The following is a 21,442-nucleotide window of genomic DNA, read 5'->3' on the forward strand; positions in this document are numbered from 1 at the left end:
CTTTAATAATACAACTAAGGTAACCAAGGTAAATTGATTATCTAAATTGCTCGATGGTGATCCTTTCCGTGTATTTGAACCATTTGAGCAGAAGGAGGGATGGGTGAAGTTTGAATAGATAAACGTGCAAAGTCAGTGAAGTGTGATTTGCCAATTCATCCACTGTGTTTCAACAGCCATCGGATAACTTTGTCAAACTATTACAAATTCGTCAAAAACCACCTCTATTTATAATCTTAGGGAATAATCGTACGAATTCCATCTTTGATTCGATTTACATGACGCTTTAACTGTCTGTGTCACATTACCGCTAAAGTTAGGTGTGGGGCTGTTGATTTTTGAAGGGATTTAAAGGTGGTAAGACCATGATTGACGTGTGTGAAATGCGTTGAATGGTTTTAAAAATCGTATTTTTAACAATAAATTCGCCAAAAATAACTAATTTGGTTTTAACAGGGTTGGCTTGAGGCCTAATAGGATAGGTGGCTGTCAGGGGGTAAATGACAGCCATAAAATTACACGCGGAAGTTACATTGGCAGGTTCAAAAATTCATTTTGATACAGTTTGTTTGCCAAACTATCGCGAAGCTTAGTAGGGATGAATTTCATTCGATTGACTTGTCTTACCAGCTCTTGAGCAAAACTAGGCCTTTGTTTCATGTTCATCACACTACCCATTAGGTTGATAGTTTGCGCATCAAGCAGCTTTTTCGCTTGTTCTAGGTGGTGACTCGATGTTTCACCATATGCGACAACCATAAGTGTGCTGTCACAAGCGCTCGCAACTGACTGCGCCGGAATGTTACCTTTGTTTATGTTGAGAAGCGGTGAAGTATCAATGATGACTCTGTCGTATTTCTCTAACCATTTGTTGACTACTTTTTGTAGCGTTGTCGGATCTTTATAAGCCAATTGCGTTGAAGCGACTTGTGGAGCAGGGACGCCGATAAACGTACGATGAGATTCAACATGTTCTATTAATTGACCTTGCTGACTGTCTTCTAGCATATTCAAATCTTTGAAAGCAGGGTTGAACAAGTTGAGATCGACATAAAGCGTAGAGTGGCCAGCAAGAAGAAAGCGCTCGGCTAATGCGGTTGCAATAGACGTTACCCCGTCACCCGAATGACAAGCGGTCACGCATATTGATTTCTGGCCGTTAAGTTCAGAAGCTAAGTACAGTTGTTCAACTTCGGCATGCGTTGCTGAAATAGTCATTATAACGCTCCTATTAACACGATGGTGGTGGTAATTCGCAGGATGTCATCTAAGCCAACACGGGCTTTCTCAATAAAGCTTTCACGACGGTCTGGGATGTAAATCGTATCACCTGCACGTAATACAGGTAGGTTATAGATGTTCGCTGTTTTGCTGAACTCAACAAGGTCAAAGGTACGTGCTTGGCCTTGGCAACAAGACATGTTCACAATAGTAATCTTCTCCACATAAGCATTGTCAGTAGGGCCTGCAGCTTCTGCCAAGATATCTAAGATGGTCATGTTGTCGTTAAACACGTAACGACCCGGGTTATTAATTGCGCCAAGCACGCGAACCGTTTTTTCTTTTGGTGTGTCTAACCAATTCTTATCTTTTTCTGGGATATAAATAGTATCGCCGGCAGTTACGTTTGGTAGGATGGATTCATCCCCCGTTTCGAAATAGAGAGATAAGTTCAATTTGCTCACTTTAGAGTAAGTCTTATCTCTGTGGGTTACGCGAATATTGTGAATGTCGGCGTCTTTCGTTGGTCCATCTGACGCTGACAATATATCTAGAAAGTGCATGTCTTTTGTAAATCGGTAACGGCCTGGTGAACGAACTTGGCCAAACACGTAAATTGATGCATCTGAGCTTTGACGTACCCATTGAGATTTGTTGTCTGAAGGGTCTTGAGGTAAGTCGTGTACGCGCACAATTGAGCCTGCACGGATGAAGGGCAGTTGGTCACGTGGAGCTCCAGATTTAATAAATTCGTCTAAGTCGAAAACCACTAGCTTTCTACCTGTAACCACTTCTATTTTTGTGGTATCGGCGCGCAGTGTTGGCCCTCCAACATGAGCAAGTAGGCCCATGAAATCCATTTCGTCTGACCACTCAATACGTCCTGGTCGAACAACTTCACCAATTACATTTACAGCTCTATCCGGCGAGATCTTTAGCCATGATTTCTCGTTCATGTCTGTTTTCTCTGGAACGAAAATCGCGTCTCCAGCTTTGATGCTAGGAGGGTTAGAATTAGGTAAACCTTCTGTGTATGCCGCTAAATCGAATTTAACTACTCTGCCGTCGGCTTTTAGTACACGGATTTGTCGTGACTCAGCGAAACGAGTCGGGCCGCCCGCATTAGCTAGGATATCCATAAAGGTGGCACCTCTTTTACCTTCAAAAGCACCAGGGGCAGCGACTTCACCCATCACGTAAACCATGTTCGCGCCAGATTTGATCTCTTCTTCTTGCTTGGGAACGAAAATGGTCGCGCCAGGTCGTAAAATTGGAAGCAGACTTTCGTCACCAGAATCTAAGTAACGTTTTAGGTTGAATAGCGTTGGGGTGTTATTTGAGATTACTCGGATTTGCTCGACACTGGCATAGCGTGTTACACCGCCTGAGCGCATTAGCACGTCGACAAGGTCAGTGTTCTCTTTGTAAGTGAAAGAGCCTGGTGCGTTAACTTCACCAAACACTTTGATTGAATTACGAGAATCAGCACTGTCACCTGAGTTAGCAAGCTTTGCAGCGTCAAACTCTTGCTCAATGTTGCCCACTAATGGGGAAGCAGGTACGAACAATGAATCCAATGATTGCAAAGCGGGGAGCGTTGATTCGTCCCCCGAATCTAGGAAACGTTTGTAGTTGAATTCTACCTTGTCAGCACCTCGCTTAAGAATAAGTTTATCGAGTTGTGCCCCTGAACGTAGACCACCTGCAGCGTAAAGTGCCATTTGGATACTAGAACCCAATGCAAGTGTGTATTCGCCAGGCTGTTCTACATAACCTTGAACGTAGATGATGATTTGCTGCTCTTTGACGTACACCGATGCGTTCGAAAGATCTTTATAAGCAGTTGCCAGCGACTCTAGAACGACTTTGTTGAGCTGTTCACTGTCATAACCTGCGACAAACACCGCACCAACTTCAGGAAGGGTTATACGGCCACGTTTGTCTACTTGGAACCCTGTGTTTAAGGTGCTTTCGCCGGGTACGTTAACTTGGATTAGGTCACCGACTTGAACCGCGTCTGAAAACTCGTCGCTCGCATTGACGATATTCGCAAAGCACAACAATAGGGAGACGGTAAAAGCGATCAATAATTTCATAGTCCACCTCCCATTTTCTCCGCGTTTTTAGGCGAGATGACTTCAATGCTCACTCGGCGGTTAGTTAAACGCGTGCCGTCGGATTCACCTTCAAAAAGAGGGACGGTCTCACCAACAGAGACGGCTTTGATTCGTTGAGCGCCTAAACCAAAAATAGTCAGGTAGCGTTCGACTTGTTTCGCTCGTCCAAGCGCTAACTTATCGTTATATTCTTCGGTACCTGTCGCATCAGCATGGCCTGTAACAACAAGGTCTAGAGATTTGTGTTCTTTGAGTAGGCTGGTTGCTTCCGCAAGTCTTCCCATATACTTCGGGTTGACTTCGGTCGAATCTTCCGCGAATTGATTGTCAACATTAAGCAGGTCATACAACTGTTCGATAACAGACAATTGCATTCTAAATTGGTTTTCATTTTTTGGTGGCTCACAGTGGGCTTGTGAGGTTACATAGTCTAGTTGGACTTCAAGTTCATTTAAGCGTTTTCTTTGGATCACTAGGTCGTTGGCTGCATCCAGAAGTAGACCGCCTTGAAGCTCACGTGCGATGCGATTTTGTTTTTCAATCGCTTGGACAACAGCTGCAGGGAAACACCAACGAGCACCTTCTTGAATCAAAGCATCGAGATGTAATTTAGCTAACTGCCAATCAAAACGTAATCCATGTTCTGGGCCAAGAGGCTCGTCGGGCATAACAGGAGAGAAATCTGAGTTTTGATAGTTGATGGAATCATAACTTTCAGCTACCCCCCCTGTGCCTTGCTCTGGGTAGCTGGTGCAGCCACCCAGAACCAGAGCGGACAGAGAAAGGGCTATGTAGTTTTTCAGTATTTTCATGCCAACGTCCTATGTTTTTACTTTTTATTATTATGTTTTGTTACTTCTAGCTTAGTGGATCTTCATGAATTTGTAGGATTTTTTGAATTTACTGGGATAGCGTGGCCAATTCGTAGCAGGTTCATAATTTCAAGAGGCTGACCAGTCACATTTTCAAGTCTCATGTTGCGTTCGCGCTCGGTCAGGCGTTTGAACATATAAACAATCGCACCAACACCTGATGAATCTAAGAACTCAACTTGGCTAAAATCAACTTCTATCTCAGGGTGACCGTCATTAGAAATGACATCATCAATGTCTGTTTGTGCATCACGACTGCCAGCTGCATCCAAATCACCGAAGATAGAAAGCGTTAGTGTCGTTGTATTCAAATCAATCTTACGTAGTTCCATAGCGATATCTCCTTTTAAGCATGTGTGAACAGCTGCACTGAATGTGCCAACTTTTATATTTATATTTTTCAATTGCTTATGTTTGAATGTCATTTCCATCTCATATTGAGAAAAGACGTTTCTCAATATGAGAACTAAAAACGGTGGGACATTTGAGATCTACAAGCCATTAATATGATGAATGAAAATGAATATTAAATAAGGTTGGAGAGTTGATCGCATCTTCTAGCAAAGATTGTCTAACTACGTGTTAGAGCGCTTAGGATTAAAGGCATTTGTTGACCACTACAGATATAAATACGGAGCAGATGATGAGATTAACCAAACTGGCTTTAGCCACTCTATGGGCGTGTTCGCTTTCATCTCATTCATCCTATTTACCGCCCGACCATTTGGTGCTTGCAAACTCCTACCAACAAGGCATAGATGTTTCTGAATACTGGAAGAGTGAAAAACTTGATGGGATTCGCGCTCTATGGGATGGACAACACCTTTATACACGCAATGGCAATCGCATTTACTCACCCAAGTGGTTTACTAAAAACTTGCCTAAGGTCCACCTCGAAGGAGAGTTGTGGGCAGGAAGGGGCAAGTTCCATCTCGTTCAATCTACCGTTCTCGATCATACGCCGAGTGACACTGCATGGCGCCAAATTGATTTCATGCTGTTTGATATGCCCGGCGCCGCAGGAGATTATCAAAAGCGCTATTACAACATTTTGCATTGGGTAAGCGTGATTGGAGAATCTCATGTCAGCTACATCGAACATGTACCGATTCATAATGAGGAAGCACTGTTCCATCAACTCGATAATGTCGATGAGAGTAATGGCGAAGGTTTGATGCTTAGAAAAATCACCAGTCGTTATCAAGCAGGCAGAAGTAATGACCTGTTAAAGCTTAAAAGGCATCATGATGCCGAAGCGACAGTTATTGGCTACAAGGCCGGGACAGGGAAGTATAAAGGGATGATGGGTTCGATCTTGGTTCACACAGAAGAGGGGGTGGAATTTTATATAGGCAGCGGATTCAGTGACCAAATGAGACTCGCACCGCCAGAGATCGGCAGCCGTATTACCTTTCGCTACAACGGTTTTACGCAAAACGGAAAACCTAAATTTGCGCGCTTTGTTCGAGAAAAGAGTGACTACTAAAACACATAGGATCTCCCTGACCAGTAAATGAAAAAGAGCCCTGAAAATCAGAGCTCTTTTTTGTATTCGAAATCAGATAGACCGATTTAGTGAGTGCGAATCTAGCGAGAACTGAACTCTAACTGAACGTCGTCGTCCTGCTTGTGCATCCAGTGTAGGCGCATACCCAGCATAATCGCGGCCGATGTTAGACCGACAATGAAACCAATCCAGAAACCGTGTGCACCCATAGGTTCAACAATCCAATCTTTCATTCCTAAAATGTAGCCGATTGGAAGACCAAGCAACCAGTAAGCTACGAAGGTAATGTTGAAGATCGAGCGCATGTCTTTGTAGCCACGTAGAGCACCTGCTGCGATAACTTGGATTGCGTCGGTGCACTGATAAACCGCAGCGAACAAAAGCAATTGCATTGCAACGGTAATTACCGCGGTGTTCTCTGTGTAGAGTAAAGACACTTGCTCTCTGAACAATACAGTTAATGCCGCCGTCATTAAGGCTGTGACTAAACCAACAATGATACCTACGTGTGTCGCGATTTTTGCTCCTTCGGTGTTGTTTTCACCCAACTTATGGCCAACACGAATACTCACAGCCGCACCGATACTCATTGGAATCATGAAGACTAGCGAAGAGAAGTTGATCGCGACTTGGTGCGCGGCAACTATCAATGAGCCGAGCGGAGCAACCAACAGAGAAACCACTGCGAACAAGGTTACCTCGAAGAAGATAGCGGCAGCGACAGGGAAACCAAGTCTAAACAGGCGGATTTGCGCTTTGAGCTGAGGCTTATGGAACGTGCCGAAGATGTTGATTTTCGCTAAACGGTTTGATGTTAAAACGTAAGCAAACAGCAGTGCAAACATCACCCAATATACGATAGCCGTTGCAACGCCACACCCAACACCACCCAGCGCAGGAGCACCAAGCTTTCCGTATACGAACATCCAGTTAAGCGGGATGTTCAATAGCAAGCCAATAAAACCAATCACCATTGCAGGCTTAGTTAAAGACATACCATCAGTAAAGCTTCTCAATGTTTGGAACAACAAAAATGCAGGGACAGCAAACATCACCGCATTCATATAGCCGATGGTCTTTTCTGCCATGAGTTGTTCAATGTCCATCCACTCCAATATCAATTGCGTCTGGAACAGCACGCCAATGATAGGAAGGGAGATGACGAGCGCTAAAAACGCACCTTGTTGAATCTCAAATGGTATTTTTACTTGTCGACCAGAACCATTCAGTTGTGCAACGACAGGAACCAACGCCATCAATAAACCAACACCAAATAATATTGATGGTAGCCAGATACTTGCTGCAATTGAAACCGCCGCCATATCTATAGCACTTACGCCACCGGCCATTACGGTATCAACAAAACCCATTCCAGTTTGTGCAACGGACGCGATTAATACTGGGGTCGCAAGTTTGATTAGATTCGAGGATTCTTCTTTGTAACGATGCACAAACAACTCCAAATAAGAGGAAAAATTAGAATAATAGTGTAGGAAAGGACATTCTGAAGGAATCAGAGACAATGATCTTAAGCTTCCACTGGACGAATCATAAAGAAATGTCACAATAACTGCTATGAAAAACTGTTACTAGAACGCTAAATAGGAATCTTATGTTTACAGGTATCGTTCAAGGCATGGCAACACTGGTTGCTATCAATAAAAAAGACATGTTTCAAACTCATACCATCGAGCTAACTGACGAAATGGTTGAGGGATTAGCAATTGGTGCTTCAGTAGCTCATAACGGTTGTTGCTTAACGGTAACGGAAATTTCAGGCAATCAGATTGCCTTTGATTTAATGCAAGCAACATTGCGATTGACGAACTTAGGCCAGTTGAATGTTGGTGACAAAGTGAATGTTGAGCGTGCAGCAAAGTTTGGTGACGAAATTGGCGGGCATAGCATGTCTGGCCACATTACTCTGATGGCTAATCTCGTTGATGTGATTAAGACAGAAAACAACCGCACGCTTTGGTTCGAGCTGCCGCAAGAATCAATGAAGTATGTGTTAAGCAAGGGTTACATTGGCGTTGATGGTTGTTCATTGACCATTGGTGAAGTGGAAGAGAGCCGTTTCTCTGTCCATCTAATCCCAGAAACGCTGAATCGTACTCTGTTTGGCGGCCGTGAAGTAGGCGACCAAGTAAACATTGAGTTTGATCCTCAAACACAAGCAATTGTTGATACTGTTGAACGCGTACTAGCAAACCAAAAATAGTGGTAGCAGTTTATCAACAGCGTTTGCCTCAAAAGCGCTGACTAAGCAAACGTCGAAGACATTAAAAAAGAGCACATTTAGTGCTCTTTTTCTATTTTTATGTATTTGTGTTTTTCTAGGTTAGCCTAGAAATCGAGAGTAGATCTAACTCGACAAGAGAGTAAGTGTGTTAGAAGACTTGTTCGTCGTCTGCATCAATCGAGAGGTTGATTCTGTCTCTTACTTCGTCTACTTGCATGTCGAGATGAATAGCATTGCAACACGCTGGGCAATCGTCGTAAAAATCTTGGCTTCCATTTGAAGCATCTAGCGTTATGCTGATTGCATGCCCACAGTGGGGGCAGGAGACATGTTTTTCTGTGTATTTATGCATAGCAAATTCTCCTCACTGTAACTCGTCCCAATCCTAGTAGCTTTATAGATCGCAATAGCTTGTATAGTTCGTAGTAGCTTTATAGAACGACTTAGCTAGCTGCGATTGGTATTAAACGGCCTGTATCTTCTGAATGCATGCCTCAGTTTGAGCTAAATACTCGCCGCCAAATTGATTGCAGTGGTTGAGAAGATGGTACAAGTTATAAATGTCTTTGCGATCAGTATAGCCAACGTCTAGTGGATTTACGCTCTGGTAACCGTCATAAAACTCTTTTGGAAACCCTTCAAACAATTCCGTTAAAGCTAAGTCACATTCATGATCGCCCCAATAACAAGCCGGGTCGTAACAGATTGGTCCAAAGGCTGAGTTTGCAACGTTGCCATTCCAAAGATCACCATGAAGCAAAGACGGGCGAGGGTTGTGGCCAGCAAGACGCATATTCACCACATCAACGATGTCATCAATATCACCGAATTCGATGCCTTTTTCTTTTAGCAGTTGTAACTGGAAACCAATACGCTGCTCTGAGAAAAAACGACCCCATTTCTTATGCCAAGGGTTAGGTTGAAGCGTACTGCCGATGTAGTTATCTTGATCGCAACCAAACTCTTTTTGCTCGCCCCATTGATGAAGCTGTGCAAGCTGTACGCCGAAATCGAAGCTATTGTTGCCCGTCTCCAGCGGCTTGGTTGGCAAGTAATTGAGAATAATGAACGAGCACTCCTTGGTTTTGCCAATAAGCACTAATTCAGGTACGTAAACGGTGGAGGTTTCTCTCAACAAGCGCAAGTTCTCAGCTTCAATTTCAAACTTAGGTAAAAATTCTCGCTGATTCACTTTCACAAAGTAACGTTCATTACCATCGCTGATCATATAGCAATCGTTAATGTCGCCACCAGAAACCTTGGTACGCTCAGTAATCTGAAAGTTAAATAGAAGAGTATCTGAAAGTTGTTGAGAAATGGCCTGCCACATAGGAAATCCTCAAAGACTGAAAGTTAAAAAGATTGAAGGTTAGAAATACTGTTTGTTTAATAGCAATAGTTTAGGATAAATCTGAGCAATTTATAGACGCACTCGTCAATGTTCTTAGCTCTTCTTCAGCTTATGCAGAATCAATTGGCCGAATTGTGAACTCAAACTGATACAAGCTCGTTGAAATACAAACATAAATTGAAACTCTGGCGTGGTGAAACAGTTTGGAACTGGTCTCACAATCGAAACCGTTATAATCGCCACAAACTGGAAAAGTGGTTTGAGCTTGTTATTGTCTCCCCACCAATTTAGATGAACTTTTAGAGTAAGCTGAAAGGGCTATTGTTAACTGGCGCAATACTTTACTTCAAAGTTTGTCTTAAACTTTGTTAGGCGTGAATTTACTTATGGTTTAAGTGGGCAGGTACACCGCATAGAGCTATATCGATTTAAATTTAAGCTGAAATACTAACTAGGATCATTTTAATGCGGTTTTGGGCAATAAAGTGATGACAAATAGCGTCATTTACATAGTATTAGGCAAGTACGTATTAATCTGCTTTAGAGCTTAAAACGGAGAATTATTGTGGTTGTAGAAACCGATGGCTATTTGGCTTTGATCGAGCACCTATCATTTAATCTGGACGTCTTTACCAATAGTAATGGCGATACAGGCAACGAGAGTGTTGAAGACATCATCACAGACATGATTTCAACGAACATCATGGCTATTTTCGAGCAAAACCCAGAGTTGCATTCGAGCGTTCGTTTTCAGCTATTGAAAGAAGCAGATGCCGTAGTAGCTGACCTTGGTGAAGTATTAGCGGGTGTTTGGGCTAAGAAAGCGACCAACGAACAAATTGTATTTCTTGATGAATACATCGCGTTAGTGAAGAACCTGTTTGATACGGCTGTTGCTAAATACGACTAGCTATTCACGTATCACTCTAAAATAGTAAAAGGCGTTTAAGTCATAACGTTTTATGTTATGTCGTTCAGCGGTGAATCTTTTGAATCGCTATAAACGCCTGAAGTGCCAAAACTTGGAAGCCCAATAAGGGTTGTCCAGCCTCGATATAATCACACCTTTCGATGTAGAAGCATGTAGGAATTGATTATTTCCTAAGTAAACTCCAACGTGTCGCACTGTCATCGATGTTTTAAAAAACACCAAGTCGCCACTCGTTGCCTGCCCATACGCTATTTCTTTTCCCTTTTTACTCTGGTCTATTGTGGTTCTTGGCAGGGCTTGTTGAGTCGCATTTTGGACGGCTATCTGTACAAAAGCAGAGCAATCTATACCTCTAAATGAGGTCCCACCGAAATGGTATGGCACGCCTTTCCACTGTTCATACACGCTCATATAAGCGTTTGTAGTCAATTGTTCTGATTTTGACAGAGGATTCTGTGCTGTTTGACTAAGCTGAGAAGGCGATGGTGACGAGCTACAAGCAGCCAATGTTGCTAAAGTTATTGTAACTACAGCCATTTTTTTGATTTTCATATGTAACTCTTCTGACAAAAAACTGAAATAAAAACGTCATCAAGGACTTCTAGTATACGGAATAACTTAAGGATATCTCTTTTCGTAGTCAAACTGGATTGCACATGCCCGACACAAATTTATCAATAAAACCCTCATGTTATACATTCTCGCTCATTCAAACCGTCACTGCTGTATTTATTTCCATTCTTTTACTTGCTAGTTTTTTATCAATGGTTAGCATTCGGGGCGTTGAACGGGTCGGGGGACACTTTGACGCACTCTCGGAACAAGCATTACCCCTTGCTCTACATAATGCCGAATTAACGCAAAGCGTATTAGAACAAGTAAAACTTCTCACATACAGCACCCAATCAACCGACTTAGATACACTGAATGCCACAAGGGGCTCAATTGACCAACTTGCCACAGAGAGTAATACCACGCTAGAGGAACTCCTTTTTATCTCCCAGTCTTTTCCTGAAGCGATCTCTTTAGAGCAACAACAAAACCTTGTCGATGACATGGCACAACTGCAAGCTATGACCAACACGGTACTGTTGGCGCAAATAGAGATTCAAAGTAAGCAAAATTTGATCGATAGCAAAATGGGCGAGTTCCGTTATGGCGTTGGATCTATCGGACCAGAAATGAACCGTATCAGCTCATTCTTAGTCGAAGACAACCCAGAAGCGAGCGATGCCGCAAATCGTTTTACATCGAGCGCGTCGGCAATGGCGAACACCTTCTTGATGCTAATGATGCAGTCTGACATCGAAAAAGCACAAGACGAATATCGCCAATTAAGAAACCGAATCGCGGGCCTTAACTTGGCTTATAGCGACTTTGCTGATTGGCATCCAGACATCGCGGAGTTCGCAAGCCTTACCGCACCTTATGAGATGGTAAAAGAGGGCTTCACAGAAGAAGGTGTGATTAGACAAATATTGCTTAAATTGGAACTGGTTAAACAGCAAGAGCACAACCTAGCCCAAGTGATTACCTTGGCGAATACCGTAATTAGCACCCTTAACCAATTATCATCGACTGCTGCACACCTGATTGATGAAAGCGAACTGGTCGTAAATCAAACCATCACCAACATTGATCGTGTGTTGTTTATTAGTGGACTAGTGATCGCTGTGATCATTGTGATCTCATGGTTAGTACTGCGCCGCTGGGTAAACAAAGGACTGAAAAACATTACTCAACAATTGAGCTTGCTTGCAGAGCACGATTTCTCTAAGCACAGTGCATTGGTAGGGCCATTAGAGTTACAAGTGATTGCTTCGAAACTGAATACCGTTGTCGATTCGACCGCAGACTCGGTTCGCTTGGTGACTCGCAACTGTGAGACGCTGTATCAAACTGCTGAAGTAAGCCATGACGCTGCAGAGCAAACCAATTCGAGCTTGAACGAACAGAACGAATCACTTCAGAACATGATCACCACGATTACTGAACTGGAAGCATCCATTGGTGAGATTGCTCGTATCTCTAACGCATCTAACGATGATGCACAAATAGCAGAAGATGAGTCAGTCAATGGCAGCCAAGTCGTTGGGCTGAACCAGCAACGTTTGCATGCGTTAGAACATTCACTAAGCATGAACGAAGAATCAATGGCCGACCTTGATGGCCGTGTAAAACAGATTCGTGAAATGGTCGATATGATCAGTGGCATTGCAGAAAACACCAACTTGTTAGCACTGAATGCGGCAATTGAAGCAGCGCGAGCAGGAGAGCAAGGACGAGGCTTTGCTGTCGTTGCCGACGAAGTACGCAAATTAGCGAGTGGCACGTCTCAACAAACCACCAACATTCGCAATATGATGAATGAGCTGGTGGCTGCGGCTGATCGCTCTCGAACGTCTGTTACTGAATCTCGAAGTGAAATGGTCAATGCACTGCAAACCAGTGGCGATGTGAAGCAAGCTTTTGAAAAGATTGAGGTTGCGGTTAGCCAGATTAAAGGACGTGTTGAACAAATCATGGTGGCGACAGAGCAACAAGCACGTGCAACAGTAGATGTGACGCATTCCATCACTCGGGTTTCGGAACAGGGTGAGAATACTAAATTACAGCTTGAATCCATGATTGAAAGCTCAGAGCAAGTCGGAGAGATAGCAGGGCACCAACAAGCTATGCTTCATAAATACGTAATGAAATAAACGAGCTTGTTGAAGTAAACAAGCGTGCTGAGTTAAGCCTTACAACACAAGAGTTGAAGCACTACCTGCGCTTATATCCCTATCGATACACAAACGCCCTTAAATTCTCACAAGAATCTAAGGGCGTTTTGTTTTCGGATTAAGATAAGTTCACCTCAATACAAGCTTGAGGCTGAACTGAATTAGAACTTAGTCTTTCGTTGTCGGGAATCGTGCAAATGGCTGACGCAGCATCAAATCTAGCCTTTGTTCTTTCCCATCGCGTATCTCAGGGACGCCAATGGTTACCTTGTCGTGACCAAGCTTAGGTTGAGCGCGATAGGTTTTGAACCAAATGTCCCACACCGATAAAAAGAAACCAAAATTCGAATGCGTTTCTTTGATGATTATAGAGTGATGAACTCGATGCATGTCAGGCGTCACAATCACTTTGCGTAATTGCTTATCGAACCATAATGGCAAACGACCATTGCTATGGTTGAACATCGCACTCACATTCAACACCACTTCGAAGATCACGACCGCTAAAGCCGGTACGCCCAGTACAAAAATCAACGCCACTTTAATCAGCATCGATAAGATCATTTCAATCGGGTGGAAGCGTGTGCCTGTCGTTACATCAATATCCAAGTCTGCATGATGAACACGATGAAGTTTCCAAAGCAGGGGAATACGGTGGAACACGAGATGTTGCGTGTAAATGGCAAGGTCTAACAACACGACACAGAGAAACACGGTGACTTCAAAAGGAAGCATGATGTTATTAAACAGACCCCATTGGTTTTGTTCAGCAATCAGCGCCGCTTCAAACGCTGCAACAGGGGTTAATGTTGCCAACAAAATGCTATTAACCGCCATCAATGAGAAGTTATTTCCCCAACGAAACCACTTGTTTTGAGTCAGTGTTTTTCTAGGAGCACGGTACTCCCACAGCGCACACAAGATGAAAGCGGTGATAAAACAAACAAGGCGAAGTAGCGATGGGGCCTGCATAAGAATTCCTTCTATCATTATCAAGCCACTGTAAGTACAATCGTGCCACTTTTCTAGTTCTATCTGTCGTTATTGTCCATGAGAATTCACGCTTTCCACCGTTTATACCAACACCGTTTATCTCTTTCCACCAAACCGTTTAACGCGCGCGGATGTAAAGTGGTTCGGTGTGAGTACTGCAAAATCAAACAAGACAGCTGTATCTGTGAGCACCAACCCAACATAGATACGAACGTCGCGACCATGTTGATCTTGTCAGACAACGAAATCTTAAAGCCAAGTAACACCGGCCGTTTGATTGTGGACACAATGAAAGACAGCCATGTTTATCTTTGGCATCGAACTGAGCCCAATGTAGAGATGTTGGATGTTCTGAAAGACGAGAAATACCAGCCTGTGATTGTGTTCCCGGAAGACTATACCGATGACAAATCGCGAGTGGTTCAAGATCTGCCACAAATGCGTGATCCAAATAAAAAGCTGTTGTTGATTTTCATCGACGGTAGCTGGCGTGAAGCAAGACGTATTTTCAGACGCTCGGAATACCTTCAAGATCTACCTGTGTTATCGATTGAGCCTGAATCGGTTTCTCAATACATGATGCGTAAGTCAGATAACGATCAACACCTTTCAACAGCAGAAGTGGCGAGCCTGGTATTAAAACAAGCAGGTGAAGAGCAGGGCGCAAAGACTTTACAACTTTGGTTTGAAGCATTTCGCGAAAGCTACATGCTAAGCAAGACGCGTTATAAGTCGGATCCGACCAAACCTAGCCTGAACGCTTTCATAGAGCACACTAAAAGTGAGACTTCACTCTAACCTTTAACCGCTTTGTGCTGACTTGTTGTTCAAACAGACTCGAACACGAGATAAGTTTGTTATCTATCACGGTTTGTAGGGGGAGTGTTATGGATAATGTTCCTCAGTTGTTTTATTTAAAGAATTTATTTGCCCGAATTTAGGGAAAAATTGGAGAGATTTCATGTATTACGGCTTCGATGTTGGCGGCACAAAAATTGAGTTTGGTGCATTCAACGAGAAACTTGAGCGAGTAGCAACAGAGCGTGTTCCAACACCAACAGACGATTATCAGTTACTGCTTGATACAATTGCTGGTTTGGTAAAAAAGTACGATAGCGAATTCTCTTGCGAAGGCAAAATTGGCCTTGGTCTTCCTGGCATGGAAAACGCAGACGACGGCACAATGCTTGTTGTTAACGTACCAGCTTCAACAGGTAAGCCACTACGTAAAGATTTAGAAGCGCTTATTGGTCGTAGTATAAAAATTGAGAACGACGCAAACTGTTTTGCGCTTTCAGAAGCGTGGGATGATGAGCTTAAAGATGAACCATCAGTTGCTGGCCTAATTCTAGGTACTGGCTTCGGTGGTGGTTTAGTTTACGAAGGTAAAGTTTTCTCTGGTCGTAACCACGTTGCAGGTGAGCTTGGCCATATGCGCCTTCCTATCGATGCATGGTTCCACCTTGGCGACAACGCACCGCTACTAGGCTGTGGTTGTGGCAAGAAAGGTTGTCTAGACAGCTACCTATCTGGTCGTGGGTTTGAGTTGATTTACGAGCACTACTTCGGTGAGAAGAAGAAAGCGATTGAGATCATCCAAGCATACAATGAAAGTGAAGCAAAAGCTGCAGAGCACGTTGATCGCTTCATGGAGCTATTGGCTATCTGTTTCGCGAACCTGTTTACAGGTCTTGACCCACACGTTGTTGCACTGGGCGGCGGTCTTTCAAACTTTGAACTGATCTACGAAGAGATGCCAAAGCGTGTGCCTAAGTACCTGCTGTCTGTAGCGAAGTGTCCTAAAATCATTAAAGCAAAACACGGTGATTCAGGCGGCGTTCGTGGTGCTGCATTCCTTAACATTAAGTAATCGCGACTTAACGTTAAGCTAGCTAAGGTTAGATAGTTAAAAAGCATAAATAAAAATGCCGCAATCTCGAAAGAGGTTGCGGCATTTTTTATTGTTTGGTGTTTTCGTTTAGTTAGCTCTTAGCTCTAACTACAAACGAAAAGCGACCTATAAAGAAAAGAGTCAGAGGGCTTACTTCTTCTTTTTACCAACACCAAGGTTGTCTTTTTGCTTCAACGTAAGTTTAGTAAAGCCAAGCTTGCGGAAGTAGTTGTCTTGGTAGTTGCGAACCGCTTTAGTATCAGAAATCAACTCAAGCTGTTGCTCAGTTTTTAGATACTCAGAGATGTCGATGCCTTCCGCTGCAGCAACAGCTTCTTGGATCGTGCGGTGTTCTTGTTTTGAAAACAGTAACTCTTTGTCTTCGTCTTTGTAAGTGTACAGAATGGTACGAGCCATGGTGCTCTCCAATAGAATTATTACTTTGCGCGCACTCTACATAAAAACCGTACGTGGCTCAAGGTAATGGTAATAAATCTTAAGATTATCGTTCTAAACGTTTAGCGTAAATTAAGCTATTTGTCTTTTAGGAAACGAACAAGTTGTTTTCCACCAAACGAAAATAACAAAAAGCCCCTTAACATTGAAAAATCAATATAGGGGCTTCGTCTATGTCTTGGCGAAGATCTTCCAAATCAACTAAAAAACAGCTAAGTCAATTTAGTTAATTGCTTTGAGTTAAACGCGACCTTGTAGAGGAATGATCGTCACTGTCTCGCCAACTTTCACGGTATCAACCGCTGGTGAGATTTCGATTAAACAGTTTGCTTCACTCATTGAACGCAGAATACCTGAACCTTGCTTACCTGTCGTTTTCACTTCAAGCACACCTGATTCATTCATCGAGAACACACCACGACTGAATTCAGTACGCCCTTGACGTGAGCGGAGTTGTTCAGTCGCTACAGCATTTGCTTTCACTGGCGTCCAATTTGTTTGACCTTGAAGCTTGCGGATCGCTGGCTCAACAAAGTTAATGAACGACACCATTACTGCAACTGGGTTACCCGGCAGCCCAAAGAAAGGTTTGTTTTCGATTTTACCGTAAGCCAATGGGCGACCTGGGCGCATGTTGATACGCCAAAAGTTGATTTCACCCAGCTTATCTAACGCAAGCTTGATGTAATCCGCATCACCAACAGACACACCACCAGAAGTCAGAACCATATCGGTTTCAAGCGACGCAGAGTGCAGCACATTCATCATCTTTTGTTCGTCATCTTCAATGATGCCGTAATCGACGATGTCACAGCCAAGCTTTTGAAGCATGCCGATAATAGTAAAACGGTTCGAATCGTAGATAGAGTTTGGTTTTTGCTCGCTACCCGGAGCTTGAACTTCGTCACCCGTAGAGAACACGCCCACTTTCACTTTACGCAGAACAGGGCAGGTACCAAAACCTAACGATGCCATCATGCCCATTTCTGGCGCTTCGATTCGTGTGCCTCGCGTAAAGACAGGTTGGCCAATTTCTAGATCTTCACCCGCCATACGGACATTTTGTCCAACCGAGATTTTCGCGTCAGGGAAGCTAACCTTGTCACCTTCCTGAACAGCTTGCTCACGCATCACAACAACATCAACGCCTTCTGGCATTGGCGCACCTGTCATGATCTTAACGGCTTCACCTTGTTGAACGATTTTGCCGTAGCTATGTCCAGCCATGACTTCAGCAACAACGCGGTAGCTATCTAGATCTAAATCTTCACTACGAATGGCGTAGCCGTCCATTGCAGAGTTAGTGTTCTGAGGCACGTTGATTGGCGAGATAACATCTTCAGCCAGAACACGGCCATAGCCTTGCTCTAAGGAAACAGATTCCGTCAAATCTAGAGCATCAATGCTATCAACAATTTTTTGCTGACCTTGAGTAACCGTTAGGCCGGCTGGAGAGAATGAGTCGCAACACACAACTGGCGTGTTGTCTTTTGAAGATGCACATGAAGCGACTTTATCTTTTTTCGAAGTAGAGTCGAACGATTGAGCGTATTCAATGATGAAATCACGAATTGCTTCTAAGTCGCTGATCGCCATTTGCGGCAGGTCAGATTCAACTTTGCTGTCTGCGGCGATAGCAATAATGTTGTCATCGTTTGGATAAAGCCAAGGTTTACCCACTTCGTCGCGGTGAAGCTCAATCTTAGGGAAGGCGATGTTCTTGCAGCCTTCAACCAGAATTAAGTCCAACGTGTTGGTATTGAAACGTGTAAGCAGGTAATCAAAGTCCGCTTCGGCTTCTGGCGTTTCTGTCATCATGACATGACGGTTACGAGAGCTAATCAACATTTGATTCGCGCCTGCTTTGCGTAGGCGGTAGCTGTCTTTACCCGGCTTATCGACATCGAAATCGTGGTGAGCGTGTTTAAGAACGCCAACTTTTAAACCTGCGTCGGTTAACAAAGGTAACAAGGCTTCAAGTACGGTCGTTTTGCCTGTACCGCTATAAGCAGCAAAGCCCAATAGAGGAAGGTTAGGGCGTTGTTTTGAATCTTTCATTATTGAAGCGTTCCGAATTGGGTGAGTTCTTCTGGCGTGTTGAGATTGACAAAGCAGTTAGGAGAATCGCTAAAATCAACGTATTCGGTAACACACTCTTTGTATAGCAAGATGATTTTACGATCACCACGTTCTAAAAACGCTTCTAACTTTGGCAGAACACGTTTGTGGAATAGGGTGAATACAGGTTGCTTAAATTCGCCATCATGAGCGACAAGAATGTCGCTGTCTTCTTTAACCGCAGAACAAAAGCGCTCAACAAGGTCGTCACTGATTTGTGGGCTGTCGCAAGGAACAAAGCCAACCCAGTCGGTGCTAGCGTTTTTAAGGCCTGCATGTATGCCACCCAGCGGACCTGGGTAGTCAGGGAAAGAATCGGAAACAACCGGAGCAAATGCTTGGTAACTGTCTAAGTTACGATTGGCATTGATAGTGATGCTGACATCTTGTTGTGACAGCTTGTTTATAACATATTGAATAAGCGGAGAACCGTTGAGCTCAACGAGTCCTTTATCTTTTCCGCCCATACGGCTGGCCTGTCCGCCAGCCAAAATAACCCAACTAGTTTGCGTTGGAAGCAGCATAAATATTCTCTTGTGCTTTATCTTTCTGAATAACTTGCAGAAGCGGGGATTCGGTCAAAGTATTGTCTTTAATCCACCACTGCTTCTTACATAAATCGGTTAACGCGTTAGTTTGGTGACTGGTGATTACTAAACTCGCGCCTCTCTGAAGAAGATCTTCGGCCATAATGACCAATCTTTCAATAGATTCTTTGTCTAAAGAAGCACTTGGTTCATCCATAAGCAAGATTGAAGGCTTAAGAATCCAAGCTCGAGCCATTGCTACGCGTTGACGCTCCCCCCCAGACAACACAGAGATGTGCTCATCTGCCAGGGTTTCTAAACCTACCATTCTCAATGCATTAATTATTTGAGCTCGCTTATCTTTTTGGCTCTCTTTGTTAAAGCGAATGCCATAAGCGACATTTTGGTACACCGTGCCATCAAAAAGATAGGGGGTTTGATGCAGGTAGATGATGTCTTTGAATTTGAGTCGAGGGAATAATCTTTGTTGCCAGCTCTGTGTTGGGGCCTGAATGCGCCCAGAACTTGGCTGAATTAATCCAGACAAGATTTTTAGTAGGGTCGTTTTACCAACACCATTGTCTCCTTTGAGATAAATGGCATCGTTGGGGCCGATCGACAATTCGGGAATGTGGAACAAAACACGCTCTTTGTAGCGCATTGAAATTTGCTGCGTTGTTATTTTTATACTCATGACAGCGTTCCTAAGTTCTTAAATAGCCTTTTCCTCTCACGCTGGAAAGGAAAAAGTTGAGGGCTAATGCCAATGCTAATAACACCATACCGAGGGCAACACCTTGAGCGAATGCGCCTTTGTGGCTTTCCATAGCGATAGCTGTTGGGATGTTTCTTGTCATCCCCATAATGTTGCCACCGACCATCATTGAACAACCGACCTCAGTAACGATACGAGAGAAGGCTGCAATGGTTGCGGCCAATAGAGGAAAACGTGTTTCCCAAATCAAGGTACACGCCACACGTGTCGTTGATACACCAAGCGTGCGCGCTGTTTCTACTGCTCGGCGATCACTGGCCTGCAGAGCACCGTGCATCATCGCGACTAGGATAGGGAAACAGATCAGCATCTGACCTAAAATCATCGCCTTCTGGGTAAACAGCAATTGCCAATCACCTAGCGGGCCAGAGCGAGAAAGCATCATGTACATCAACAAACCAATAACCACAGTAGGGATCGCTTGCAGGGTATTGATCACCGAAAGCAGAGCCCACTTTCCGGGGAACTCGGTATAAGCCAATAAGAAAGCCATAAGGATTGCAGGAACAATCACTAATGAGATGGCGGACAAAGACACACTGAAGGATACCGCGACGATCTGCCACAATTCGTGGTCAAAGCTCACCAGTAGATTCATTGCATCAATCGTTGTTTGCCATAGGGTCATGAAGTATCTCGTGTGAATCGATAATAGGTTTTTATCGGTAATGACTGATGTTAATCATAGCTGACACAATATATTTGAGCCTGTATTGGCCAGCTATTGTTTTTAAGCGTGCTCATTAACTGAATTTAGTTAAGTGTAGTGTTTGTTGGTTTTGACGACATCTTCAACGCTACGCTTTACTTACAACCAACGACTTATTACTTAGAGCATACTATTCTGCGCTTGCAACAAACAGTTGTTTGCCGTGCAGTTTAAATTCGTTAATCAGTTTCTGACCTTTAGGATTAACCAACCAATCACTGAATACTTTCGCTGCTTGGTAGTTAATGCTTGGGTAGCGCTCAGGGTTAACGAGAATCACTTGGTAAGGGTTGAAGAGGTTCTTATCACCTTGGAAAAGGATTTTAAGATCCAGTTTGTTTTGGTAAGCCAACCACGTACCACGGTCTGTCATGGTGTAGCCTTGCATTTCAGACGCCATGTTCAGAGTTGGGCCCATACCTTGACCAACACTGCGGTAGCCACCAAAGTTTGGTTCGATTTTAGTTTGCGCCCAAATACCCATCTCTTTCTTATGAGTACCAGAGTCGTCGCCACGAGATACAAACGTCACGTTATTAGTCGCGATCGCTTTGAACACATCTGCCACTGCTTTTTGAGATTCAATTTTTGCAGGGTCGCTTTGTGGGCCAACGATAACAAAGTCGTTATACATCAGCTTACGAGGTAAAACGCCGTAACCTTTTTCAACAAAGTTCGCTTCAGCCTTTGGTGCGTGAGTCATCACCAAATCCACGTCACCATTTTCACCCATGCGAAGTGATTTACCTGTACCCGCAGCCAGAACATCTACTTTGATGCCAGAATCTTTTTCGAACTCAGGCAGTAGGTAGTCCAGTAGGCCAGAGTGATAAGTGCTTGTGGTTGTCGCCAACTTGATATGAGTGGTGTCTTCCGCACTGCTAGCCGTGTAACTGACGATAGATAGAGCTGCAATAGTTAAGGGAATTGCTTTCATTATTATTATGTCCATTCTGTTATAAATGAATGACATGCCTTCAGATTTAATGGGCTCAAAGAAGGGCATGTG

21 protein-coding genes are annotated in these 21,442 nt (G+C 43.7%); 6 read left to right on the forward strand and 15 right to left on the reverse strand.

The features are described 5' to 3' along the window. Positions 1-528 precede the first annotated feature (528 nt). The 4 genes from BCU34_RS06270 to BCU34_RS06285 form a co-directional block, all read right to left on the reverse strand. A complete protein-coding gene (locus BCU34_RS06270) occupies positions 529-1,218 on the reverse strand; it encodes a tyrosine-protein kinase family protein (protein ID WP_102480084.1) in 690 nt (229 codons plus the stop codon). Continuing rightward, positions 1,218-3,317, reverse strand: coding sequence for an SLBB domain-containing protein (locus BCU34_RS06275; protein WP_102480087.1), 2,100 nt, complete (start codon positions 3,315-3,317; stop codon positions 1,218-1,220). The genes BCU34_RS06270 and BCU34_RS06275 overlap by 1 nt, the downstream gene beginning before the upstream one ends. Next, positions 3,314-4,150 carry an OmpA family protein gene (locus BCU34_RS06280; RefSeq protein WP_102480098.1) on the reverse strand — a complete coding sequence of 279 codons (837 nt, stop codon included), beginning with the start codon at positions 4,148-4,150 and terminating at the stop codon, positions 3,314-3,316. The genes BCU34_RS06275 and BCU34_RS06280 overlap by 4 nt, the downstream gene beginning before the upstream one ends. 62 nt (positions 4,151-4,212) lie before the next feature. Continuing rightward, positions 4,213-4,542, reverse strand: coding sequence for an STAS domain-containing protein (locus BCU34_RS06285; protein ID WP_004733793.1), 330 nt, complete (start codon positions 4,540-4,542; stop codon positions 4,213-4,215). 311 nt (positions 4,543-4,853) lie between these two features. Here BCU34_RS06285 and BCU34_RS06290 point away from each other — a divergent pair, with 311 nt between their 5' ends. Continuing rightward, positions 4,854-5,696 (forward strand): DNA ligase, encoded by an 843-nt coding sequence (locus BCU34_RS06290; protein ID WP_102479507.1) that lies wholly within the window; start codon positions 4,854-4,856, stop codon positions 5,694-5,696. A gap of 101 nt (positions 5,697-5,797) precedes the next feature. Here BCU34_RS06290 and BCU34_RS06295 read toward each other — a convergent pair whose 3' ends face one another. After that, complete coding sequence (locus BCU34_RS06295; protein WP_102479509.1) at positions 5,798-7,168, reverse strand: MATE family efflux transporter; 1,371 nt, start codon at positions 7,166-7,168, stop codon at positions 5,798-5,800. Between the two features lie 161 nt (positions 7,169-7,329). Here BCU34_RS06295 and BCU34_RS06300 point away from each other — a divergent pair, with 161 nt between their 5' ends. Beyond that, on the forward strand, positions 7,330-7,938 hold the full coding sequence (locus BCU34_RS06300; protein ID WP_102479510.1) for a riboflavin synthase subunit alpha: 609 nt from the start codon (positions 7,330-7,332) through the stop codon (positions 7,936-7,938). A 169-nt stretch (positions 7,939-8,107) separates the two neighbouring features. Here BCU34_RS06300 and BCU34_RS06305 read toward each other — a convergent pair whose 3' ends face one another. Both BCU34_RS06305 and BCU34_RS06310 read right to left on the reverse strand, forming a co-directional pair. Then, positions 8,108-8,311: a CPXCG motif-containing cysteine-rich protein gene (locus tag BCU34_RS06305; protein ID WP_004733789.1), complete on the reverse strand. Its 204-nt coding sequence runs from the start codon at positions 8,309-8,311 to the stop codon at positions 8,108-8,110. 111 nt (positions 8,312-8,422) lie between these two features. Next, complete coding sequence (locus BCU34_RS06310) at positions 8,423-9,289, reverse strand: fructosamine kinase family protein (RefSeq protein WP_048611040.1); 867 nt, start codon at positions 9,287-9,289, stop codon at positions 8,423-8,425. Between the two features lie 586 nt (positions 9,290-9,875). Between BCU34_RS06310 and BCU34_RS06315 the strand changes: the two genes are divergently transcribed. After that, the gene (locus tag BCU34_RS06315) at positions 9,876-10,220 is read left to right on the forward strand and encodes a DUF3802 family protein (RefSeq protein WP_048665016.1); all 345 of its coding nucleotides are present in this window, start codon (positions 9,876-9,878) and stop codon (positions 10,218-10,220) included. Between the two features lie 87 nt (positions 10,221-10,307). On the opposite strand, the gene BCU34_RS06320 is transcribed toward BCU34_RS06315, so the two are convergent. Then, complete coding sequence (locus BCU34_RS06320) at positions 10,308-10,793, reverse strand: C40 family peptidase (RefSeq protein WP_048665017.1); 486 nt, start codon at positions 10,791-10,793, stop codon at positions 10,308-10,310. 104 nt (positions 10,794-10,897) lie between these two features. On the opposite strand from BCU34_RS06320, the gene BCU34_RS06325 reads away from it, so the two are divergent. Further along, positions 10,898-12,943: a methyl-accepting chemotaxis protein gene (locus BCU34_RS06325; protein ID WP_102479512.1), complete on the forward strand. Its 2,046-nt coding sequence runs from the start codon at positions 10,898-10,900 to the stop codon at positions 12,941-12,943. Positions 12,944-13,132: 189 nt separating this feature from the next. Here BCU34_RS06325 and BCU34_RS06330 read toward each other — a convergent pair whose 3' ends face one another. Next, positions 13,133-13,936, reverse strand: a complete 804-nt coding sequence (locus BCU34_RS06330) for a sterol desaturase family protein (RefSeq protein WP_102479513.1) — start codon at positions 13,934-13,936, stop codon at positions 13,133-13,135. Positions 13,937-14,008: 72 nt separating this feature from the next. On the opposite strand from BCU34_RS06330, the gene BCU34_RS06335 reads away from it, so the two are divergent. Further along, complete coding sequence (locus tag BCU34_RS06335; RefSeq protein WP_102479515.1) at positions 14,009-14,755, forward strand: tRNA-uridine aminocarboxypropyltransferase; 747 nt, start codon at positions 14,009-14,011, stop codon at positions 14,753-14,755. 163 nt (positions 14,756-14,918) lie between these two features. After that, positions 14,919-15,827: an N-acetylglucosamine kinase gene (gene nagK, locus BCU34_RS06340; RefSeq protein ID WP_102479516.1), complete on the forward strand. Its 909-nt coding sequence runs from the start codon at positions 14,919-14,921 to the stop codon at positions 15,825-15,827. A gap of 171 nt (positions 15,828-15,998) precedes the next feature. Here the strand turns inward: nagK and BCU34_RS06345 are convergent, their stop codons facing one another. The 6 genes from BCU34_RS06345 to BCU34_RS06370 all read right to left on the reverse strand — a co-directional run bounded on the left by BCU34_RS06345 (position 15,999) and on the right by BCU34_RS06370 (position 21,370). Then, the gene (locus tag BCU34_RS06345; RefSeq protein WP_017063882.1) at positions 15,999-16,265 is read right to left on the reverse strand and encodes a DUF2960 family protein; all 267 of its coding nucleotides are present in this window, start codon (positions 16,263-16,265) and stop codon (positions 15,999-16,001) included. A 279-nt stretch (positions 16,266-16,544) separates the two neighbouring features. After that, the gene (locus tag BCU34_RS06350) at positions 16,545-18,362 is read right to left on the reverse strand and encodes a bifunctional molybdopterin-guanine dinucleotide biosynthesis adaptor protein MobB/molybdopterin molybdotransferase MoeA (RefSeq protein ID WP_102478346.1); all 1,818 of its coding nucleotides are present in this window, start codon (positions 18,360-18,362) and stop codon (positions 16,545-16,547) included. After that, positions 18,362-18,946, reverse strand: a complete 585-nt coding sequence (gene mobA, locus BCU34_RS06355; RefSeq protein WP_004733776.1) for a molybdenum cofactor guanylyltransferase MobA — start codon at positions 18,944-18,946, stop codon at positions 18,362-18,364. Before mobA ends, BCU34_RS06350 begins: the two co-directional genes overlap by 1 nt. Then, on the reverse strand, positions 18,924-19,643 hold the full coding sequence (locus tag BCU34_RS06360) for an energy-coupling factor ABC transporter ATP-binding protein (protein ID WP_102478347.1): 720 nt from the start codon (positions 19,641-19,643) through the stop codon (positions 18,924-18,926). Before BCU34_RS06360 ends, mobA begins: the two co-directional genes overlap by 23 nt. A 10-nt stretch (positions 19,644-19,653) precedes the next feature. Further along, complete coding sequence (locus BCU34_RS06365) at positions 19,654-20,352, reverse strand: ABC transporter permease (RefSeq protein ID WP_009846742.1); 699 nt, start codon at positions 20,350-20,352, stop codon at positions 19,654-19,656. A gap of 211 nt (positions 20,353-20,563) precedes the next feature. Next, positions 20,564-21,370 carry a substrate-binding domain-containing protein gene (locus tag BCU34_RS06370; RefSeq protein ID WP_102478348.1) on the reverse strand — a complete coding sequence of 269 codons (807 nt, stop codon included), beginning with the start codon at positions 21,368-21,370 and terminating at the stop codon, positions 20,564-20,566. Positions 21,371-21,442: the final 72 nt, after the last annotated feature.

This window comes from Vibrio sp. 10N.286.45.E10 (assembly GCF_002874195.2).
GTDB classification, from domain to species: Bacteria; Pseudomonadota; Gammaproteobacteria; order Enterobacterales; family Vibrionaceae; genus Vibrio; species Vibrio crassostreae.

Coding starts and splice junctions, on each gene's coding strand:
- BCU34_RS06370 (WP_102478348.1), bottom strand. CDS start 21,370: ATGAAAGCAATTCCCTTAACTATTGCAGCTCTATCTATCGTCAGTTAC.
- mobA (WP_004733776.1), bottom strand. CDS start 18,946: ATGCTGCTTCCAACGCAAACTAGTTGGGTTATTTTGGCTGGCGGACAG.
- BCU34_RS06285 (WP_004733793.1), bottom strand. CDS start 4,542: ATGGAACTACGTAAGATTGATTTGAATACAACGACACTAACGCTTTCT.
- BCU34_RS06330 (WP_102479513.1), bottom strand. CDS start 13,936: ATGCAGGCCCCATCGCTACTTCGCCTTGTTTGTTTTATCACCGCTTTC.
- BCU34_RS06275 (WP_102480087.1), bottom strand. CDS start 3,317: ATGAAATTATTGATCGCTTTTACCGTCTCCCTATTGTTGTGCTTTGCG.
- BCU34_RS06320 (WP_048665017.1), bottom strand. CDS start 10,793: ATGAAAATCAAAAAAATGGCTGTAGTTACAATAACTTTAGCAACATTG.
- BCU34_RS06365 (WP_009846742.1), bottom strand. CDS start 20,352: ATGACCCTATGGCAAACAACGATTGATGCAATGAATCTACTGGTGAGC.
- BCU34_RS06310 (WP_048611040.1), bottom strand. CDS start 9,289: ATGTGGCAGGCCATTTCTCAACAACTTTCAGATACTCTTCTATTTAAC.
- BCU34_RS06345 (WP_017063882.1), bottom strand. CDS start 16,265: ATGGCTCGTACCATTCTGTACACTTACAAAGACGAAGACAAAGAGTTA.
- BCU34_RS06305 (WP_004733789.1), bottom strand. CDS start 8,311: ATGCATAAATACACAGAAAAACATGTCTCCTGCCCCCACTGTGGGCAT.
- BCU34_RS06280 (WP_102480098.1), bottom strand. CDS start 4,150: ATGAAAATACTGAAAAACTACATAGCCCTTTCTCTGTCCGCTCTGGTT.
- BCU34_RS06290 (WP_102479507.1), top strand. CDS start 4,854: ATGAGATTAACCAAACTGGCTTTAGCCACTCTATGGGCGTGTTCGCTT.
- BCU34_RS06360 (WP_102478347.1), bottom strand. CDS start 19,643: ATGAGTATAAAAATAACAACGCAGCAAATTTCAATGCGCTACAAAGAG.
- BCU34_RS06325 (WP_102479512.1), top strand. CDS start 10,898: ATGCCCGACACAAATTTATCAATAAAACCCTCATGTTATACATTCTCG.
- BCU34_RS06270 (WP_102480084.1), bottom strand. CDS start 1,218: ATGACTATTTCAGCAACGCATGCCGAAGTTGAACAACTGTACTTAGCT.
- BCU34_RS06300 (WP_102479510.1), top strand. CDS start 7,330: ATGTTTACAGGTATCGTTCAAGGCATGGCAACACTGGTTGCTATCAAT.
- nagK (WP_102479516.1), top strand. CDS start 14,919: ATGTATTACGGCTTCGATGTTGGCGGCACAAAAATTGAGTTTGGTGCA.
- BCU34_RS06350 (WP_102478346.1), bottom strand. CDS start 18,362: ATGAAAGATTCAAAACAACGCCCTAACCTTCCTCTATTGGGCTTTGCT.